The 17,255-nt window shown below is 48.4% G+C and carries 11 protein-coding genes and 1 tRNA gene; 6 read left to right on the forward strand and 6 right to left on the reverse strand.

The window, feature by feature from the left end:
- On the reverse strand, positions 1–960 hold the full coding sequence (locus AC1RVX_RS05465; protein WP_493215556.1) for a polysaccharide biosynthesis/export family protein: 960 nt from the start codon (positions 958–960) through the stop codon (positions 1–3).
- 204 nt (positions 961–1,164) lie between these two features.
- On the opposite strand from AC1RVX_RS05465, the gene AC1RVX_RS05470 reads away from it, so the two are divergent.
- Together AC1RVX_RS05470 and AC1RVX_RS05475 are read left to right on the forward strand one after the other, a co-directional pair.
- Complete coding sequence (locus tag AC1RVX_RS05470) at positions 1,165–2,082, forward strand: glycosyltransferase family 2 protein (RefSeq protein WP_493215557.1); 918 nt, start codon at positions 1,165–1,167, stop codon at positions 2,080–2,082.
- A gap of 146 nt (positions 2,083–2,228) precedes the next feature.
- Entirely contained in the window at positions 2,229–3,599 is a 1,371-nt protein-coding gene (locus tag AC1RVX_RS05475; RefSeq protein WP_493215558.1) for an undecaprenyl-phosphate glucose phosphotransferase, read from the forward strand.
- A gap of 24 nt (positions 3,600–3,623) precedes the next feature.
- On the opposite strand, the gene AC1RVX_RS05480 is transcribed toward AC1RVX_RS05475, so the two are convergent.
- Positions 3,624–4,667 (reverse strand): GNAT family N-acetyltransferase, encoded by a 1,044-nt coding sequence (locus AC1RVX_RS05480; protein WP_493215559.1) that lies wholly within the window; start codon positions 4,665–4,667, stop codon positions 3,624–3,626.
- Positions 4,664–5,920 carry a YihY family inner membrane protein gene (locus AC1RVX_RS05485; RefSeq protein WP_493215560.1) on the reverse strand — a complete coding sequence of 419 codons (1,257 nt, stop codon included), beginning with the start codon at positions 5,918–5,920 and terminating at the stop codon, positions 4,664–4,666. The genes AC1RVX_RS05480 and AC1RVX_RS05485 overlap by 4 nt, the downstream gene beginning before the upstream one ends.
- Positions 5,921–6,105: 185 nt before the next feature.
- On the opposite strand from AC1RVX_RS05485, the gene wrbA reads away from it, so the two are divergent.
- The 3 genes from wrbA to AC1RVX_RS05500 are packed head-to-tail and all read left to right on the forward strand — an operon-like array spanning position 6,106 to position 8,556.
- Positions 6,106–6,717: an NAD(P)H:quinone oxidoreductase gene (gene wrbA / locus AC1RVX_RS05490; RefSeq protein WP_493215561.1), complete on the forward strand. Its 612-nt coding sequence runs from the start codon at positions 6,106–6,108 to the stop codon at positions 6,715–6,717.
- Positions 6,714–7,100 (forward strand): DUF2069 domain-containing protein, encoded by a 387-nt coding sequence (locus AC1RVX_RS05495; protein WP_493215562.1) that lies wholly within the window; start codon positions 6,714–6,716, stop codon positions 7,098–7,100. The genes wrbA and AC1RVX_RS05495 overlap by 4 nt, the downstream gene beginning before the upstream one ends.
- 46 nt (positions 7,101–7,146) lie before the next feature.
- Positions 7,147–8,556, forward strand: coding sequence for an FAD-binding oxidoreductase (locus tag AC1RVX_RS05500; RefSeq protein ID WP_493215563.1), 1,410 nt, complete (start codon positions 7,147–7,149; stop codon positions 8,554–8,556).
- A gap of 199 nt (positions 8,557–8,755) precedes the next feature.
- Here AC1RVX_RS05500 and AC1RVX_RS05505 read toward each other — a convergent pair whose 3' ends face one another.
- Entirely contained in the window at positions 8,756–10,384 is a 1,629-nt protein-coding gene (locus AC1RVX_RS05505) for a methyl-accepting chemotaxis protein (RefSeq protein WP_493215564.1), read from the reverse strand.
- 533 nt (positions 10,385–10,917) lie between these two features.
- Positions 10,918–14,445: an EAL domain-containing protein gene (locus AC1RVX_RS05510; protein ID WP_493215565.1), complete on the reverse strand. Its 3,528-nt coding sequence runs from the start codon at positions 14,443–14,445 to the stop codon at positions 10,918–10,920.
- A gap of 878 nt (positions 14,446–15,323) precedes the next feature.
- On the opposite strand from AC1RVX_RS05510, the gene AC1RVX_RS05515 reads away from it, so the two are divergent.
- The gene (locus AC1RVX_RS05515; protein ID WP_493215566.1) at positions 15,324–16,895 is read left to right on the forward strand and encodes a sensor domain-containing diguanylate cyclase; all 1,572 of its coding nucleotides are present in this window, start codon (positions 15,324–15,326) and stop codon (positions 16,893–16,895) included.
- A gap of 183 nt (positions 16,896–17,078) precedes the next feature.
- Here AC1RVX_RS05515 and AC1RVX_RS05520 read toward each other — a convergent pair.
- Positions 17,079–17,155 (reverse strand) — tRNA-Arg (locus tag AC1RVX_RS05520).
- Positions 17,156–17,255: the final 100 nt, after the last annotated feature.

Here is a 17,255-nt window from a genome sequence, read left to right on the forward strand (position 1 = left end):
TCAGAATATCCGTTCGTTGATAAACACGACATCGCCCGGCAACACGCCATCCATAATGCCAGCAGATACCTCGCGCATTTCGCCGCCCGGCATTTTGCGATAAATGATGATGCGTCGCACTGAGCCTCTTTCTGTCACCCCACCACCTATGGACAGGACACGCATGACGTTCAAATCTTCTTCCATCGGATACATACCGGGCTTGCGCACCTCGCCATATACGTAAAAATTCTTGATCTGCGGTACGAAAAGCACATCATTTGGCTGGATCTTCTGTGCCAGTTCCGGGGCAAGCCTGACGGCATCGAGCTCCAGTTTGATGGAGGAATATTCATGCAATTCGGACGCTGGTTTGCCCGGTTCACGGCGCAAAATGCGCAAGCTTTTCTCGGCTTTTTGAGAAACGCCACCAGCCAGGCTCAAGGCCTCCAGTATGCTGATCTGCCCCTGCAAGGGGTAACGTCCAGGGCGCAAGACTTCACCCAGCACAGAGAAAGTTCTGCTAAGCTGCTGTATTACCTTGATGGAAACCTTGGGATTTTTTATGTACTGCCCCTGTTCCAGCTTTTTGGAAAACACGGCAGCGATTTCGGTTGCGGTTCGTCCTTTTACCTCCACCGTTCCCACCAGGGGCAAGGTAATCACACCGCTTTCACCGACAGTCACATCTGCAGTCAGGTCCGGCTGGCCAAAAACGGTGATCAATAACTGATCGCCTTCACCGATAACATCACTGGCGGTTTCTGGCGACAAGTCTGATGCGGGGGTCACTACCGGCGGATTTTTATCTTCCTGTGGCAACTGCAATAAGCGATTTTCCAGTTTCAGGCCTGCGGATGATTCAGGCACATTTTCCTGCGCCATTACCGGTACGGCAAAGGCAACGGTCAATATTGCAGCGACAGCCCGGCAAACCGTTATTTGACGAAAATCAGAAAAAATGGACCAAATTGGCATCATGCATTCAAGCTTTTACATAAAGAACTTCATTTTATATTGCAATAGTAAGAATAGATGCAAATTTTTGTCAGGACAACAAAACTCAAGCCCAGACTGGCATATCGGCTATATTGATATTGTCATTTAATAACAAAAATTAACCTTTGTTGAATTGTGAGCAACTCAAAGCTAAGTTAACATTCGATAAAAGCGCGAAAGATATCTATGCACACACCAAGTCCTCCATCATCAAGCAATGCCGACAGGGTGGTCCCCCTGGTCATCATTGCGCCTGTACGTGATGAGGCAGATTTGATCAGGCTGACACTGGATTCCATGGTGGCCCAAACCGTCAAGCCGGTTGAATGGATTATTGTCGATGACGGCTCACAAGATGGTACCGCTGACATCGTACGTGAGTATGCTGAAAAACACAGCTTTATCCGGCTGGTTCAGCGCCCTGACCGTGGATTCCGCAAGGTGGGTGGAGGTGTGGTGGCAGCCTTCAAATTTGGCATCACACAAATTCAGCATCAAGAGTATGAGTATATTGCGAAACTGGATGGCGACATGTCGTTTGGTCCACGCTATCTGGAACTGATGTTTCAGCATTTTGCACAAGACCCGAAACTGGCAGCCGTATCCGGCAAAGTCTTCCGTGAAGAAGAGGGACAAAAAATCGAAGAACACATCATAGACGAGCATGTGGCTGGGCAATTCAAGCTTTACCGCCGGACCGCTTTTGAAGAAATTGGTGGCTTCGTTGAAGAAGTCTTATGGGACGGTATTGATGTCCACACGGCACGCATGAAGGGCTGGACTACGCTGAGTTTTTTTGATCCTGAAGCAGTACTCATGCATCACAGGCTGATGGGTTCTTCTGACAAGAATGTATATCGTGGCCGCCTGCGCTGGGGACGCGGTATCTGGTTCATGGGCTACCACCCACTATACGCATTGGCTTCGGGCGTATTTCGCATGCGCGAAAAGCCCTTTATTATCGGTGGTCTGCTGATCATCGCCGGTTATATCGGTGCTGCCATCAAGGGTGCACCACGTTATGACAATCTGGAATTCCGACAGCATCTGCATCACTGGCAGCTGGGACAGATCAAAAATCTGTTTGTCAAACACAAGAGTTGAACTGCAGTCATTTGTATTTTTAGCCGTTCTCGCTTTCAACTACATATTATTTATTCGTTCACTGACTCGTTTAAATATTACCGAAAACACTGGCATCCATGGTTAATGCGTCATCAGCTTCAAATCCTTCACAACCTGCGCAACTTTTGACTGCGCTGACGGGAATCGCCTTTGCTGCAACCATTTACCTGACGCTGTTTGCCATCATCATTTATTCCGAACATGCCGATCCAGAGATCTTTGGTGTACGTATGTTGATCGCCACGCTGGCCAGTATTATCGTGTTTTCCAGTCAGCAGATGCTTAATACCCTGCAGGAAAAACGCCTGCTGACGATTTTCCCCAGCATCGCCGGACGTTGGTTCGTGGTGTTCATGATCGTTGTGCTGAGTGCCTATGTCGATAAAACCTCGGAACAATTGTCACGCGCAGTCATGCTGACCTGGTTGTTTGTCACGCCTTTCAGCCTCACCTGCACCGCCTTGTTCATGCGTAGCATAGCTGTGATTTATTATTCGAATCCAACACGACGACGCAAGGCGGTACTGATCTGGTCCAATTCTGCCTGTGCAGACCTGGTCGAATCCCTGCGCAAGACCCCACTGGCCGCGATTGATGTAGTCGGTTTCTTTGACAACAGGAACGAATCCCGCCCGCCCAGCAATTTGAAACGTCTGGGCGATTTAAGCGAAGCCACTGACTGGATCGTCGACCCTGAAACCGGCCACGTTAATATTGATGTCGTTTTCATCGGCATGAACACCAAGGAACCACCAGAACTGGCCGAAATTATTGCCGTATTGGAAGATAGCACCGTATCCACCTATTTTGTGCCTGAATCGCTGATCTTTGGCATGCCCGGAATACAACTGCGCGAGCTGGCAGGTCGGCCGGTACTGGCATCGACCGAAACACCTTTCATCGGACTGGCAGCACTACCAAAACGCCTGCTGGATTTGTTTGGCTCGCTGTTTGGGCTGATCATACTTTCACCGATACTGCTGATGATCGCCATAGGCGTCAAACTGGGGTCACCTGGTTCCGTCCTGTTCAAACAAACGCGCTACGGCATTGCCGGTCGCCCCATCAATGTATATAAATTCCGCAGCATGCGCCAGACCTCACCCGATGCGCCGGTAATACAGGCAAAAGCAGGTGATCCACGGGTCACTCCATTTGGGCGCTTCCTGCGCCGCACCTCACTGGATGAATTGCCGCAGCTATTCAATGTCCTGCGTGGTGAAATGAGTCTGGTGGGGCCGCGCCCACATGCTGTTGAACATAATGAACTGTACCGAAAACTGGTTAGCGGTTATATGTTCCGCCATAAAATCAAACCTGGCATCACCGGCTGGGCCCAGGTCAACGGCTTGCGTGGCGAAACAGAAACCCTGGAAAAAATGGAAGAGCGTATCGACTATGACCTGTACTACATACAACACTGGTCGATCTGGCTGGATATTGTGATTATCTGGCGCACTTTGAAAGTCGTACTAGGCGATAAAAACGCGTATTAAAAACAAGTTGCGTCAGGCTTTGGTCTAACGCAACTTGCGTAATTGCTGCCCCAGGCTGGATTGTTTCAAAAACTGTTTGCTGCGATACAAACCTGCCTGCGCCATGGCTATCATAGCCGGCGAACTGATCGCCCCCTCACACAAGGCATTTGCCCCGGTGGCAAAGCGCAATTTATACGCCTGATCACCCCTGCCCAGATCAATCGAAGTCAAACCCAGTTGCGCCGCATGTTTGGCGCACTGCGCCAAGATGACAAGGCCAGGCGAAAACTCTGCATAAGTCGTGTCATACCAGGGGAACCAGTAATGCAACACTTTCTCTGAACGCATGCCAAAATGGGCTGCAATCAGCGTATCCCCAGCGTGCAGGGTGGACAACATACCGGCAAACCCGGACTCGTTGGTGAGCCGGATTTCTTCCAGTATCTGACGTACCCAGCCCAGCCGGAAGATGTCATGCGCCGTACCGACAGTGCGCTCAAACTGCTGGCTTTTACCTTTCAGAAGGGCCTGGTAATCACGCAGATCGTTACTTTGCATTTCGAAGCGCAGTTCACCATATTTTTTTGCCAGCTTACGCTCATTGGTCGCCACCTTCTTCATCAAAGAGGCATCTCTTTTTTCTGACAGACGCTGCACATACGCGTCATAACCACCCGCCAAATCCAGGGTGTGGGACTGACTTTCTATCCAGGCATGGCGCTTGAAATCAGAAAATTCAGTTGGCATGTGGTTAAAACCAAAGTGGTTGCATTGCATGGCAGCCAGCACGTCTGTCATTTTCCAGTGCGACGATGGCAGGCGTATCGGCCCTTGGTAATCGGATAAAAAACCGCCTACGGATTCTGCACGAAATGCACTCACTGCATGAAAAGGCCACATACCGGCAAGGCCATTATTTTCTTCACATAACAAGATCCTGGCATCTGCACGTGCGCGCCCTGCAATGACTGTGAATGCAGGGTGATAATACGGACTGTCATACATCACATTACTGTGACGTAGTTCCAGCCATTGTCGCAACACTTCCGGACCAAGTTCGCTGGCCTGTATCAGGCTGAACTTCATTGCACAGGCTCCGCCACAGAAAAATAGTCTTGCAGATTAGTACACAAGCCACTTTCTATACTCTGGTCCACCAGACTGGACAAGCTGCTGCGTCGCGTCGCATCAAACACGAACAGACGGTACACATCAGACAGGTGCAGCCCGACAGGATTGACCAGCAAGATCCATAATTCTGCGCCCGCTTCGTTCTTGCGCAACCAAAAACGGCTTCTTGAAGTCGTGGTATTGGCATTCACTCGCGCCACCCAGCCGGCTTCTGACATGCGTTCCAGCAAACCTTCAATTTCGTCGATACCCAGGCGGGTCTGAGTACGTATCGCATTGACATCAACCGCCGCCCCGGCGTTCGCCATACGCGCCTGGACCAGCACCTGCAAAATGCAGACCGCATCTTCAAATGCACTACCCGGTGTAGGCACATGCCACCAGCGTTCAAACTTCACGATTGGCAAAGCTGCGGCGATCACGGCCCCGATCAAAATAATCAACCAGGAAACATAAATCCAGACCAGGAAGATAGGCACGGCAGCCAACGCACCATATACCACGGTATAGGTTGGGAACTGAATGACGAAGCTGGCAAAAATGCGTTTAGCAACCTCAAAGGCGATACCGGCGAACAAGCCACCCCAGACCGCATCACGCCATTCCACAGACCGATTCGGCACGATCAAATACAACAGGGTAAAAGCACCCGTAGTAAATGCAATGGAGGCCATGGTGTACAACACACCGCCAATGAAAGGTACAGAACCCACCACTCCGGTCGTGGCAGTGAATATATAAGAAGTGGAAGTCAGCGAAACGCCGACCAGCAAAGGCCCCAGCGTTACAATCGCCCAATACACCAATAATCTTTGCAAAACCGGACGTGAACGCTTGACCTGCCAGATTTGGTTAAAGGACTTGTCTATCGTTGCCATGGTGGTAATGGCCGTCACCATCAGGGCGACACCGCTGATGGCAGAAACACGGGTCGCTTTGGTAGCAAATTGTGTCAGATAACCAAGAATAGTGTTGGAAATCCCCTTAGGCATCAGACTTTGAATAAAATACGCTTCCAGCGAAGTACGGAAAGTATTAAACAAGGGAAAAGCAGTAAAAATGGCAAATGCGACAGTCAGAATCGGCACCAGTGCCAGCACGGTAGTAAAGGTAAGACTACCGGCGACTTGCGGCAAGCGCCCTTCCTGCAAGCGTTGCAGGGCAAATTTGAACAGGTTGAGTATTTGTTTCCACGACAGACCACGCATAGTTTTTTGCAGCTTGAAATAAAAGTACCCTCTATTTTACTGAGGGTCAAAGAATAAAGACTCATACATAGGACTTACGCAAAACCGCCCCAGCTGCGTTGCAGCTCCTAGCCGTACTGTTCGTACTGTCTTCGTCGCTACGCCTTGCTGGGACAATTTTTCGTAAGTCCTAATATAATACAAGCATGACTACACAAGAACTCACGATTTTGGTTTTATTTTATTCCCGGCACGGCAGTACCAGGAAAATGGCTGAACTGATTGCCCAAGGTATAGAAAGTGTACCTGGCTGCAATGCCCGGCTGCGCACCGTACCTGCGGTCTCCACTGTTGCTGAAGCCACAGCACCTGATGTGCCAGCAGAAGGCGCACCCTATGTAGAACTGTCTGACCTGAAAGAATGTGCAGGACTGGCACTCGGCTCGCCTACTCGCTTCGGCAACATGGCTGCCGCCATGAAATACTTTCTTGACGGCACTGCGGCAGACTGGCTGTCTGGCACACTCAGTGGCAAACCTGCCTGTGTCTTTACTTCGACTGGTAGTCTGCACGGCGGGCAAGAATCCACGCTACTCAGCATGATGTTGCCACTGATACACCATGGCATGCTGTTGCTTGGTCTTCCGTACAGCCATCCCGAATTAATGACCACCTCCACTGGTGGCAGCCCGTATGGAGCTACGCACTGGTCAGGCAAGGATGGCACACTGCCATTGTCAGAAGACAGCCGCAAGCTGGCCATTGCACTAGGCAAACGACTGGCCGAAACCAGCTGCAAATTGCAGGCCGTGACATGAACACTACGCGTTCCACCCCCTACTACTTCGTCGCATCTGCAAGCCTGATTGCCCTATTTATACTCTGCCTGTTATGGGAATGGATGATTGCACCTTTGCGTCCCGGTGGTTCATGGATGGTGATCAAGGCCCTATTTCTATTGATACCGCTGCGCGGTGTCTTAAAAAAAGACAACTACACCATGCAATGGTCATCCATGTTGATATGGCTGTATTTTACTGAAGGCATCGTCAGGGCCACCAGTGACAAGTTGCCTCTGTCAGCCATGCTGGCCTGGGGTGAAGTCGCACTGTCACTGATTTTTTTCTTTAGCACGATTTTTTATTTACGCCCACTGAAGAAAGCGGCGAAGGCATTGGCCAAAACCAAAGCGGCTGAATAATGATGCAAGCAGACATACATCAAAAATCCAGTGATTGCAGGCGACCATGAACTCTGAATTTCTCGCTTCCTGCGCCCAGACAATAGGTCAGGACCATGTACTGACCAACGAATCTGACCAGCAAGCCTACCTGACAGATTGGCGTCAACGTTACACCGGCAAGGCAATCGCGGTATTGCTGCCCAAATCAACGGAAGAAGTTGCTGCACTGGTCGCCCTGTGTGCGCAGTACCGCATTCCCTGCGTCCCACAAGGTGGCAATACAGGCCTGGTGCTGGGCAGTGTACCGGATCAGACTGGTCAGGCAGTCATCCTTTCGCTCAAGCGTATGGACCGTGTACTGGCAGTGGATGCCAGCAATAATACAATGACTGTACAGGCCGGCTGCCTGCTGGCAAATGTGCAGGCAGCGGCAGAAGCGCATCAACGATTATTTCCTTTATCATTGGCATCCGAAGGCAGTTGCACCATAGGCGGTAACCTGGCAACCAATGCTGGCGGCACAGCAGTACTACGTTATGGCAATGCCAGGGAACTGTGCCTGGGCCTGGAAGTGGTGACGGCAAAAGGTGAGGTCTGGAATGGCCTGCGCGGCCTGCGCAAAGACAATACCGGCTATGACTTGCGGGATTTGTATATTGGCGCCGAAGGTACTTTGGGCATCATCACCACTGCAGTATTGAAACTATTTCCACAGCCACGTGCCAGTCTGACCGCACTGGCTGCCATACCAACTGCAGACGCTGCATTGCAATTACTGAATCTGGCACGCAGCGACCTGGGGCCGACGCTGACTGGTTTCGAGCTAATTTCCGATTTCAGCTTGCAACTGGTGCTGAAGCATTTTCCCCTGCTGAAAAAACCACTGAACAGCAACTGCCCGTATTACACCCTGCTTGAAATTTCTGATCATGAATCGGAAGAACATGCAAACGGATTAATGGAAAGCATGCTGGGAAAAGCGCTGGATCATGGCTATGCTGCAGATGCTGTCTGTGCCACTTCCATCAGTCAATCGAAAACCTTATGGCAATTGCGCGAGCACATCTCAGCCGCCCAGGCACTGGAAGGCAAGAACATCAAGCATGATATTTCCTTGCCGATTTCGGACATACCCACATTTATCGACATGACCGATGCAGCGTTGCATGCGGCATTCCCAGGATGTCAGATAGTTTGCTTTGGCCATCTGGGTGATGGCAATCTGCATTACAACGTGTCAGCTCCTGTGACCATGCTCGATACTGATTTCATTCAACAGCAAGAAGCTGTCAACCGCATTGTGCATAACAGGGTGCATGGCCTGAATGGTTCCATTTCAGCCGAACATGGTCTGGGTATGTTGAAACGGGAAGAAATCACACGATATAAATCAGCGCTGGAATTGTCTTTGATGCGCAGCATCAAAGCAGCGCTGGACCCTGACAACCTGATGAACCCAGGCAAGCTACTTTAAGAACCTGTTCACGATCTTACTGTGCGGGCGCAATCAGAGACAACGCGAGGCTCATGCGCTGCTCAAAATGCCCATGTACTAGAGTACATTCCGCTTTTTGCGCTGCTCTTCACCTCGCTGACGCCCGCTCGCTACAGATCGTGAACAGGTTCTGACAGCCTCACCACCAAAAAACCAGATGCCCCGCTATCTAGTTTACTTACCGATGCTCCAGGCGCCGCAGGCTTTGTTGGCGTCCACCATTGTTTTTGTGGGCTGGCGCGCTTTCTATTTTCATTTCCCTTGGCAACTGAAATACGCTGACAGCTTTTGTCAGTTCCTCGGCCTGTTCTTCCATGCTTTCTGCCGCCGCCGCTGCCTGTTCTACCAATGCCGCATTTTGTTGCGTCATTTCATCCATCTGGGTAATCGCCAGATTCACCTGTTCTATCCCTGAACTTTGCTCCTGGCTCGCCGCCGTGATCTCGCTCATGATGTCGGCCACATGCTGGACGCTGGTGACGATTTCATCCATGGTCTTGCCGGCTTCATCCACCAGCTTGCTACCCTGATCAACCTTGTCAACGGAATCGCTGATGAGGGATTTGATTTCTTTGGCAGCGCTGGCACTGCGTTGCGCCAGATTGCGCACTTCGGCTGCCACCACCGCAAAACCACGCCCTTGCTCACCAGCCCTGGCGGCTTCTACCGCCGCATTCAAGGCCAGGATATTGGTCTGGAAGGCAATCCCATCAATGACGCCAATGATGTCGACAATTTTTCTTGAGCTTTCTTTGATCGAGCCCATGGTATTAACCACCTGCCCCACCACAGCACCGCCTTTGACCGCGACGCTGGATGCTGACACCACCAGTTGATTGGCCTGCCTTGCATTGTCAGCATTCTGTCTCACTGTGCTGGTCAGTTCTTCCATGGAGCTGGCGGTTTCTTCCAGCGAGCTGGCCTGGGATTCGGTACGACTGGACAGATCGGCGTTGCCAGACGCAATTTCCCGCGAAGCTACGGTGATGGTTTCGGTGCCTACCTTGATTTTGGAAATTGTCGCGAGCAGATTCCCCTGCATCTGGTTCAGAGACTGCAATAAATCGCCAATCTCATCCGTACCAGACACAATAACCGGCTTGGTCAAATCACCATGGGCAATCTGATCAGCAATCACGGCAGACATTTTGATGGGTCCGGCAATGGTTCTGGCAATCAGCCACGCAGCGATAGAACCAATCAAAATGGTCAAGATGCCGATAATCAGCATACCTGCCCTTGCACTTTTATAATTACCGACCGATTCATCGTAGGCCAATTGCATAGCCTTGTGCTGTTGCTGTGCAAGATCCCCCAGGGATACCATCCATTTTTCGTTCGGCGCGTTAAATTCGGTCTGCAAAACCGAAGCAGCATCAAAATAATTGCCCTCCGCAACCAGCCCTTTGATCTTGTTGGCAATCGTCATCACCTGGCGTTTTTGCTCAACCGAATTTTGCAAGGTGGTTTTGCCTTCGGTATCGTCTATCAGTTTTTTAGCGGAATTTTCTGAACCATCATAATTTTCCAGGATTTTTGCCAGTTTTTTGGTTTCGCGTTCGGCTTCTGCCAAATCACTGGGAGCAGTCATTTTGCGTAACACCAACGCCAGCGCCCGGCCCTGTTCCCGCATATCGGTTGCGGCGTCCAGGCTGGCGACCTTGGTGTTGAAAATATAATTGGTTGACCCTTGCAATTGGCTCATACGAAACAAACCCAACACCAGCAAGCCTGAAGCAAACAAAATAACCAAACCAAAGCCTAGCGCCAAACGGCCACTAATCTTCAAACGTAAAAGTTGATTCATATATTTCCCTGAATATCCTACACCAGAACGGAAGACTGAAATTGGCACGGCATGAACAAGCCGTCACAACAGACCCAGCCCAGACAAAGGATGCATGCGTCCAAATTCCTGCCTTACCCTAATAACGACAAGAACAAAATATTACAGAAAAAATATCTTCAAAAAGCCATGTGTAAAAGCCATTTGACAGAACTGGCAAAGAAAGGAAGGCATGACTGGAAAGCGATAAATGGCGCGACAACCGGGATGTATTCTTCAAACAGACTGCAAACAGGTTTGCACAGTTCCCAATAAAATCGCACGGCCATTTATGCTGACATGAATCGGTGTCCCCTGGAATTATTATGTAATTCTCTGCACAGTAAATGAAAGCGCTCTATTCAAGTATAGCCGAAACATTACAAGAACAAATGAAGAGAAGATGGCGAATTGCAACATTAGTTTAGATAAACAACAGCTGGAATGAAGTACAGCAAAACCGTTTACAAAAAAACTGGCACTCAGGACAGATCAGACATCAGATAACTTGCCACCTACCTGATTGGGCGATAACGATTAAATGCGTCACGAATATTTTCTCGCAATTGCGCATCATCCCAGGGTTTCGTGAAAAACTTGAAAACGGTGCCGCGATTCACACCTTCCGTTATGATCACCAAATCACTGTATCCAGACAATATGATCCTTATTGTATCTGGATATAATTCTTTGACAATATTCAAAAACTCTGTTCCCGACATACCCGGCATGCGCTGGTCAGATACGATCACCTGCACGGAATTAACCGACAGCATATCCAGGCCTTGTTGCCCGCTTGTTGCGGTCAGAATGCGATAACCTTCCTGACGCAGCAGGCGTTTTAGCGCGAAGCAGACGTTGGGTTCGTCATCCACAATTAACAAGGTATTGTTACTCTCATTGGATTCAGCGACATTGGTTAAATGCTTACGCTCACATAACATCGTTGCAAACTCATTAGCAGGAACAGGGCGACTAAAGTAGTAACCTTGTATTTCGTCGCAACGCAGCCTGCGCAATAATTGTAATTGCCCTTCGGTTTCCACTCCCTCAGCCACGACCCGCAAATTCAGGCTGTGCGACATAGCAATCACGGCGCTGGTAATAGCTGCATCACCGGGATTATTAGTGACATCCATGATAAAGGCACGATCGATTTTTACAAAATCAAACGGAAAGCGTTTTAAATACGCTAGCGACGAATAGCCAGTGCCGAAATCATCAAGAGATAACTGAATTCCCATACTCTTCATGGCCTTCAAAGTCGATGCCGCCTCTTCAGGATTGCCCATAACAACAGATTCAGTCAATTCAAATTCTATGTCATGCTGATTAAGGCCATGCTTGTTGACAGCATCATGGATGATCTCCAGGATTTTACCGTTCTTGAATTGCACAGCAGACAGGTTGATCGCCACAGGCACGATCTCAATTTTCTTTTCGCGCCACGCCGCCTGCTGCGCACATACGGCATCGATTACCCATTCACCTATGGGTACGATCAGACCAGTATCCTCTGCCAGAGGAATAAATTCTGAAGGAGAAATCATGCCACGCTCTGGATGAATCCAGCGTATCAGGGCCTCAGCACTGACGATATGACCGCTACGCAAACTTACCCGTGGTTGAAAGTACATTAACAACTGATGCGAAGACAGAGCAGTACGCAGCTCGTTTTCCAGCACCAGTTTGGCGGCAAGAGCGGCATTCATTTTTGGTGCGTAAAACAAATAGCGCTCATTCGAGATCTTTGCATTTCTTAAGGCAACCTCTGCATGTCCGAACAAGGTTTCAGCATCTTTGCCATCTTCAGGATATAGCGCCAACCCCGCCCGTGCAGATATCCGCACCTGATGCTGATCAATATTAAAAGTTCCGGTAAAACAGCTGAATATATTTTGCTCCAGTATGACTGCTGCGTCGCTACCCTGAGTAAGATTGGCAAGCCCGACAGCAAACGTATCACCACCTATGCGCGCAAGGCTATACGGCTCTTGCAAAGAAGTTTCCAGTCGCCTGGATATCTGTATCAGCAGTGTGTCGCCAGCATGATGGCCGAACGCCTCATTACTTAAGGAAAAACGATCCAGATTCAGCAGAATGACCGCAGCCATTCTTTGATCTTGTGCAACTGAATGCAGGATTTGGCTCACTCTGTCATGGAATAATCGATTGTTTGGCAAACCTGTTAATTTGTCATAGAAGGCCAGATAACTGAGCTGCTCTTCCTTATCCATGAACTGTAGCGCGAATGAAAGATCGCCTGCGAGTTCCTTAAGCAGACGAATCTCTTCTTCATCGAAAAAATCTTTCGTATTGGCATATAAAGTTAACACAGCAACGGCCCGGCTGTTTAGCAACAGAGGTAAAAAGGCAACCGATCTATGGCCGCGTGCCAGTAATTCGGCTTTCAAAGAAGCCATTGCGGGTTCATCTTCAATGCTATTGCAAATAACCACATGGGTTTCGTGGACAGCAGCACTGAAAGGTGAAACGGAACTTCCTGCCAGTAGCGCTTGTTCCACAGAGCCAATGTCGCCTCCAAACGATGCAATCACTTCATTATGCTGTTCTTTCGTGTTGACAGTCGCAACCCAGGCCATACCGAATGCACCTTCATGCACCGCCACGCGACAAGCTTCCTGACATAATTCTGTACGGTTATGGATACGTACGATGGCAGAATTTATACCTGACAACACGGCATAAATCCGGCTTAATCGCGTGATTTTTTCTTGTTGCTCTTTTTGTTCTGTGACGTCTTGAATCGTATTAAACCAGCGGGACTTGCTGCCGGGTGCTATTTCACCTTGCGTCAACGGCTCCAATACCTGTCGTAACTGCACCAGACTTGAATCCGGGCGTTTCAGTCTGTATTCGACTTCCATACGAATTCCGCACCTGCCCGCCTCAATGCAGGTATCACGAAACCTGGCTCTGTCGTCTGGATGCACTATGTCAAGCCATATTCGCGTAGTGGCTGGCATGTCAGCATTTTCCACGCCAATTAATATGGGTAACGTGTCTGACCAACTCTCGAATGCGCCTTCCGGGCCAGTAATGACATGCGCTGTCTTGTTCATCAATTGAGCCCGGCGCAAACCCGCTTCACTTTCCTGCAATCTGTCAGTAGCATGTTTGCGTAATTCTTCCCGCCCTAAATATTGGAACGAAAAAGAAACATCCGTCGCAAGTTCACTCAATAATTTTTGTTCTGCTTCATCAAAATAGGCAGACATGTCTGCAATCAAAACGAGTACGCCCACCGTGCGCTTATCAACGATCAAAGGAAAAGCTGCAATGGAGCCTATACTCCCTTCGACAAACCTGACATCAAACGCGAGCACATCCGGATCTTCTCGTACATCATTACATATTAGGGGTAACCCACTTTGTAGTACGCGGGATGCAAGTGAATGACTCTCCACTGTCCCATCAACAAAACACAATTGTAATTTATCGATCACAGAGGATACTGATCCCGCACGGCCAACAACCTTGCCTTCCAGCGTGTCAGGATTAACCAGAACAATATAGGCTGCAAGAAACTCGCCCTCAACGGTTGCAATGTCACAGGTATCTTGAAAAAGTGTTGCACGATCACGCGTACGCACAATAAGAAAATTGATACGACTCAGGACTGCATATAAACGGCTTAGTCGCCTTATCTTGTTTTGTGCCTGCAAACGCTCAGTAACATCGTGAGCCAATACAAATTTGCATGGGCGGTCATTAAAGAGCAAAGGGTGCGAAGTGATCTCAACATCCATCACCGTGCCGTCTTTTTTTTGATGTTGCCAAATTCCTGATTTCTCTATGCCTGTCGCAGGTGCTTGCTGTAAATTTTCATGCAGGCGTTCGACTTCCGTAGTTGGCCGGATTCCCTCTATAGTCAGCCCCAGAAATTCAGTTTTTGTATAGCCGTAATGCAAAATCGCAGCAGCATTAACCGCCAGGAAATTGAGTGTCTGCAAGTCATACACCCACATCGGAATCGGGTGAGCCTCAAACAATTGGATGAACGAAGTAGTATCGTTATTCATTTTTAATACTGAAAAATTCAGCCATATCTCATAGTCTCATAGCATCAGATTGCTCCCGATTGCATGTGTAAAACATCAATATGATTAGCATGAGTTTGCCATCCAAAATGAAGCCAGTATTTCTGCGCATCCTTGCATATTTCATATTACACTAGTAACAAAATTTTGCAGATTTCTTCAGCCTTACGTGACATATTTAAGACTTAAGCAAAATTGTCCCAACAAGGCCATTACCAAGCCCCCCCGCTTGCTGGACGGGCATTACACAGGCCGACTATATATTGTCTCCAACTCCAACCACACCACTGCGGCGAAGATAGAACGAATAATAAGGTCAGAAATTACAGTAGACGGTGCGGTTCCGCACAAGGCTTATGATTTGCCACGCCGCAATACATTATTTTTGTATGTGATCGCCTGCCCATAACAAATGTGCCTTAAGAACTACGAACATTTCTCATACGCGATAAATTTCAATTCACAAACTATTTCTTTAAGGAATCAATCTTGTTTCTACAAAGCAAAATCAATTGGCAATCATAATTAGTAAAAATACATGCTATTTATTTTAAAAAATATTGAATAAGCAATAATTTAATGGCTATGTGGGGTGTAACATTAAATATTGATGCATCCTCGCAGATGAACAGTTATTTCAGCGACGCTTTGCTAGAACTCATTTCATAAATAGGGGTGAGACGAGTCCTAATAAATCGAGACTAAAGACCAAAAGGCCCAACTTACATGCAATGAATTGCATAACGTATCAATTGTGACGATATATCCTTGAGATTTATCAATGTCTTTTTTCGTCAGGGCTATGCAATGACTGATGACTATTTCTGCTTCAATTTAAAGCATTTTTTGATGATCCATGAATGAACAAACAAACCACATTGACTAATCCAGCAGAAGGAGCAACAAGCAAAAAGATATCGCTCACATGGTTGGCGATGGGGTTTCTGGTTTTTGTTTGCCTGTCGCTTATCTACATGGATGGCTGGCGCAGTTGGACCGCCAGAAAAAATCAATTGCATGAAATGGAAGTTTCCACATCCAACATGGCACGCGCAATTGCACAGCATGCTGACGACACAATCAAAGCAGCAGACACTGCCTTACTTGGGATTGACGAACGAATCCTGATTGACAGCACCAATGCTGATGCTTTGAAACGGCTGCACAAACTGTTGATGCGTAAGACGGTGGAACTGCCCCAACTCAAAGGATTATTTGCCTTTGACGAAAATGGACGGTGGCTTGTCAATTCCCTCCCTTCCACACCTGCAAACATCAATAATGCAGATCGCGACTATTTTATCTATCACCGCACTCACAACGACAAAAAACCTTACATAGGCTTACCTATACTAAGCCGTTCAAGCAATACCTGGGTGATGACCGTGTCGCGCAGAATCAATCATGCTGACGGAAGCTTTGCCGGAGTTGTACTGGCAACGATAGATATCGATTATTTCAATAAATTTTACGATAGCTTCGATATCGGCAAAGCTGGGGCAATTGTCCTTGTCTCGAATGGAGGCATTATGATGACTCGTCGGCCACTTTTACCTGATTCCATAGGCAAAAGCATGCTGACCACAACTGTTTTTAAAGCAGGTATGTCCAAAGCTTCAGGCATATTCACGGTTAAATCAGCACAAGATGGTGTAAAACGGCTTAACAGTTTTCGACGCCTGGATAAATATCCTTTGTTCGTTTCTACTGCTGTATCCGAAGACGAAATTCTTTCAGATTGGCTGACAGACACCTATTGGCACTCTGCTGGTGTCGGATTACTCGTACTCATACTCTGTTCGGTTGGATTTTATCTCATTGCTCAGATGAAATTACGCCTCAAAGGGGAAGCTGAAATCATTCAGGCAAGAGATGCCATGGTCGTACTGAATAAAGCGCTTGAACGCCTGTCACTACAAGATGCATTGACCGAACTTGCTAACCGGCGCAATTTCGACATCACCCTGGAGGAAGAATTTAGTCGCGCTGTCCGGAACGCGAGCTCACTAGCGCTCATCATGATAGATGTTGATCACTTTAAACAATATAACGATCTTTACGGGCACACAGCTGGGGACGAATGTCTGAGAAAAATCAGCCAGACAGTTAAATCGTGCCACCACCGTGCCGGGGACCTGGCTGCACGCTATGGTGGGGAAGAAATTGCAGTGATTCTTCCCGGTACCGAACTGGAGGGAGCAGTAGCAATCGCTGAAAAAATTCGCCTGGCAATCCACAATTTGGGTATTGTGCACGAAGGTAATGAGGCTGAAGTTGTCACTGTCAGCGCAGGTGTTGAAGCCATTATTCCCGTCCGGGAATTGAATGAACCTGTGGATCTGATAGAGGCTGCAGACAAAGCATTGTATACGGCCAAAAAGAACGGGCGTAATCTCGTCAGTAGCAAGCTTGTGCTGATACGTGCGGCATAAAACAAAATAGATATCTTCAGGATGAGTCAAATGACAGCAGCCCCGCCACGGCCACCTTTGCTGCCACAGTTGGCACCTCCCTCACTAAAAAGTGAGCAACGCATTTATGCAATTACATAGTATCTGGATGATATTTCAGAAACAAAAAAACCGGATCATCAAATCCGGTTTTTTAGAATTGCTTGGCCTGCCCAGCAGGAATCGAACCTGCGACCCCGAGCTTAGAAGGCTCGTGCTCTATCCAACTGAGCTATGGACAGTCTGTGAATTGACCAGTGCTTGATACTGCATATCAACTGGCATGCATTATTACCAGCCGTTGATACTGATTTTACATCAGACTGCAGCTAACGCCAGATG

Source organism: Undibacterium sp. GW821-FHT11B02, from assembly GCF_058808955.1.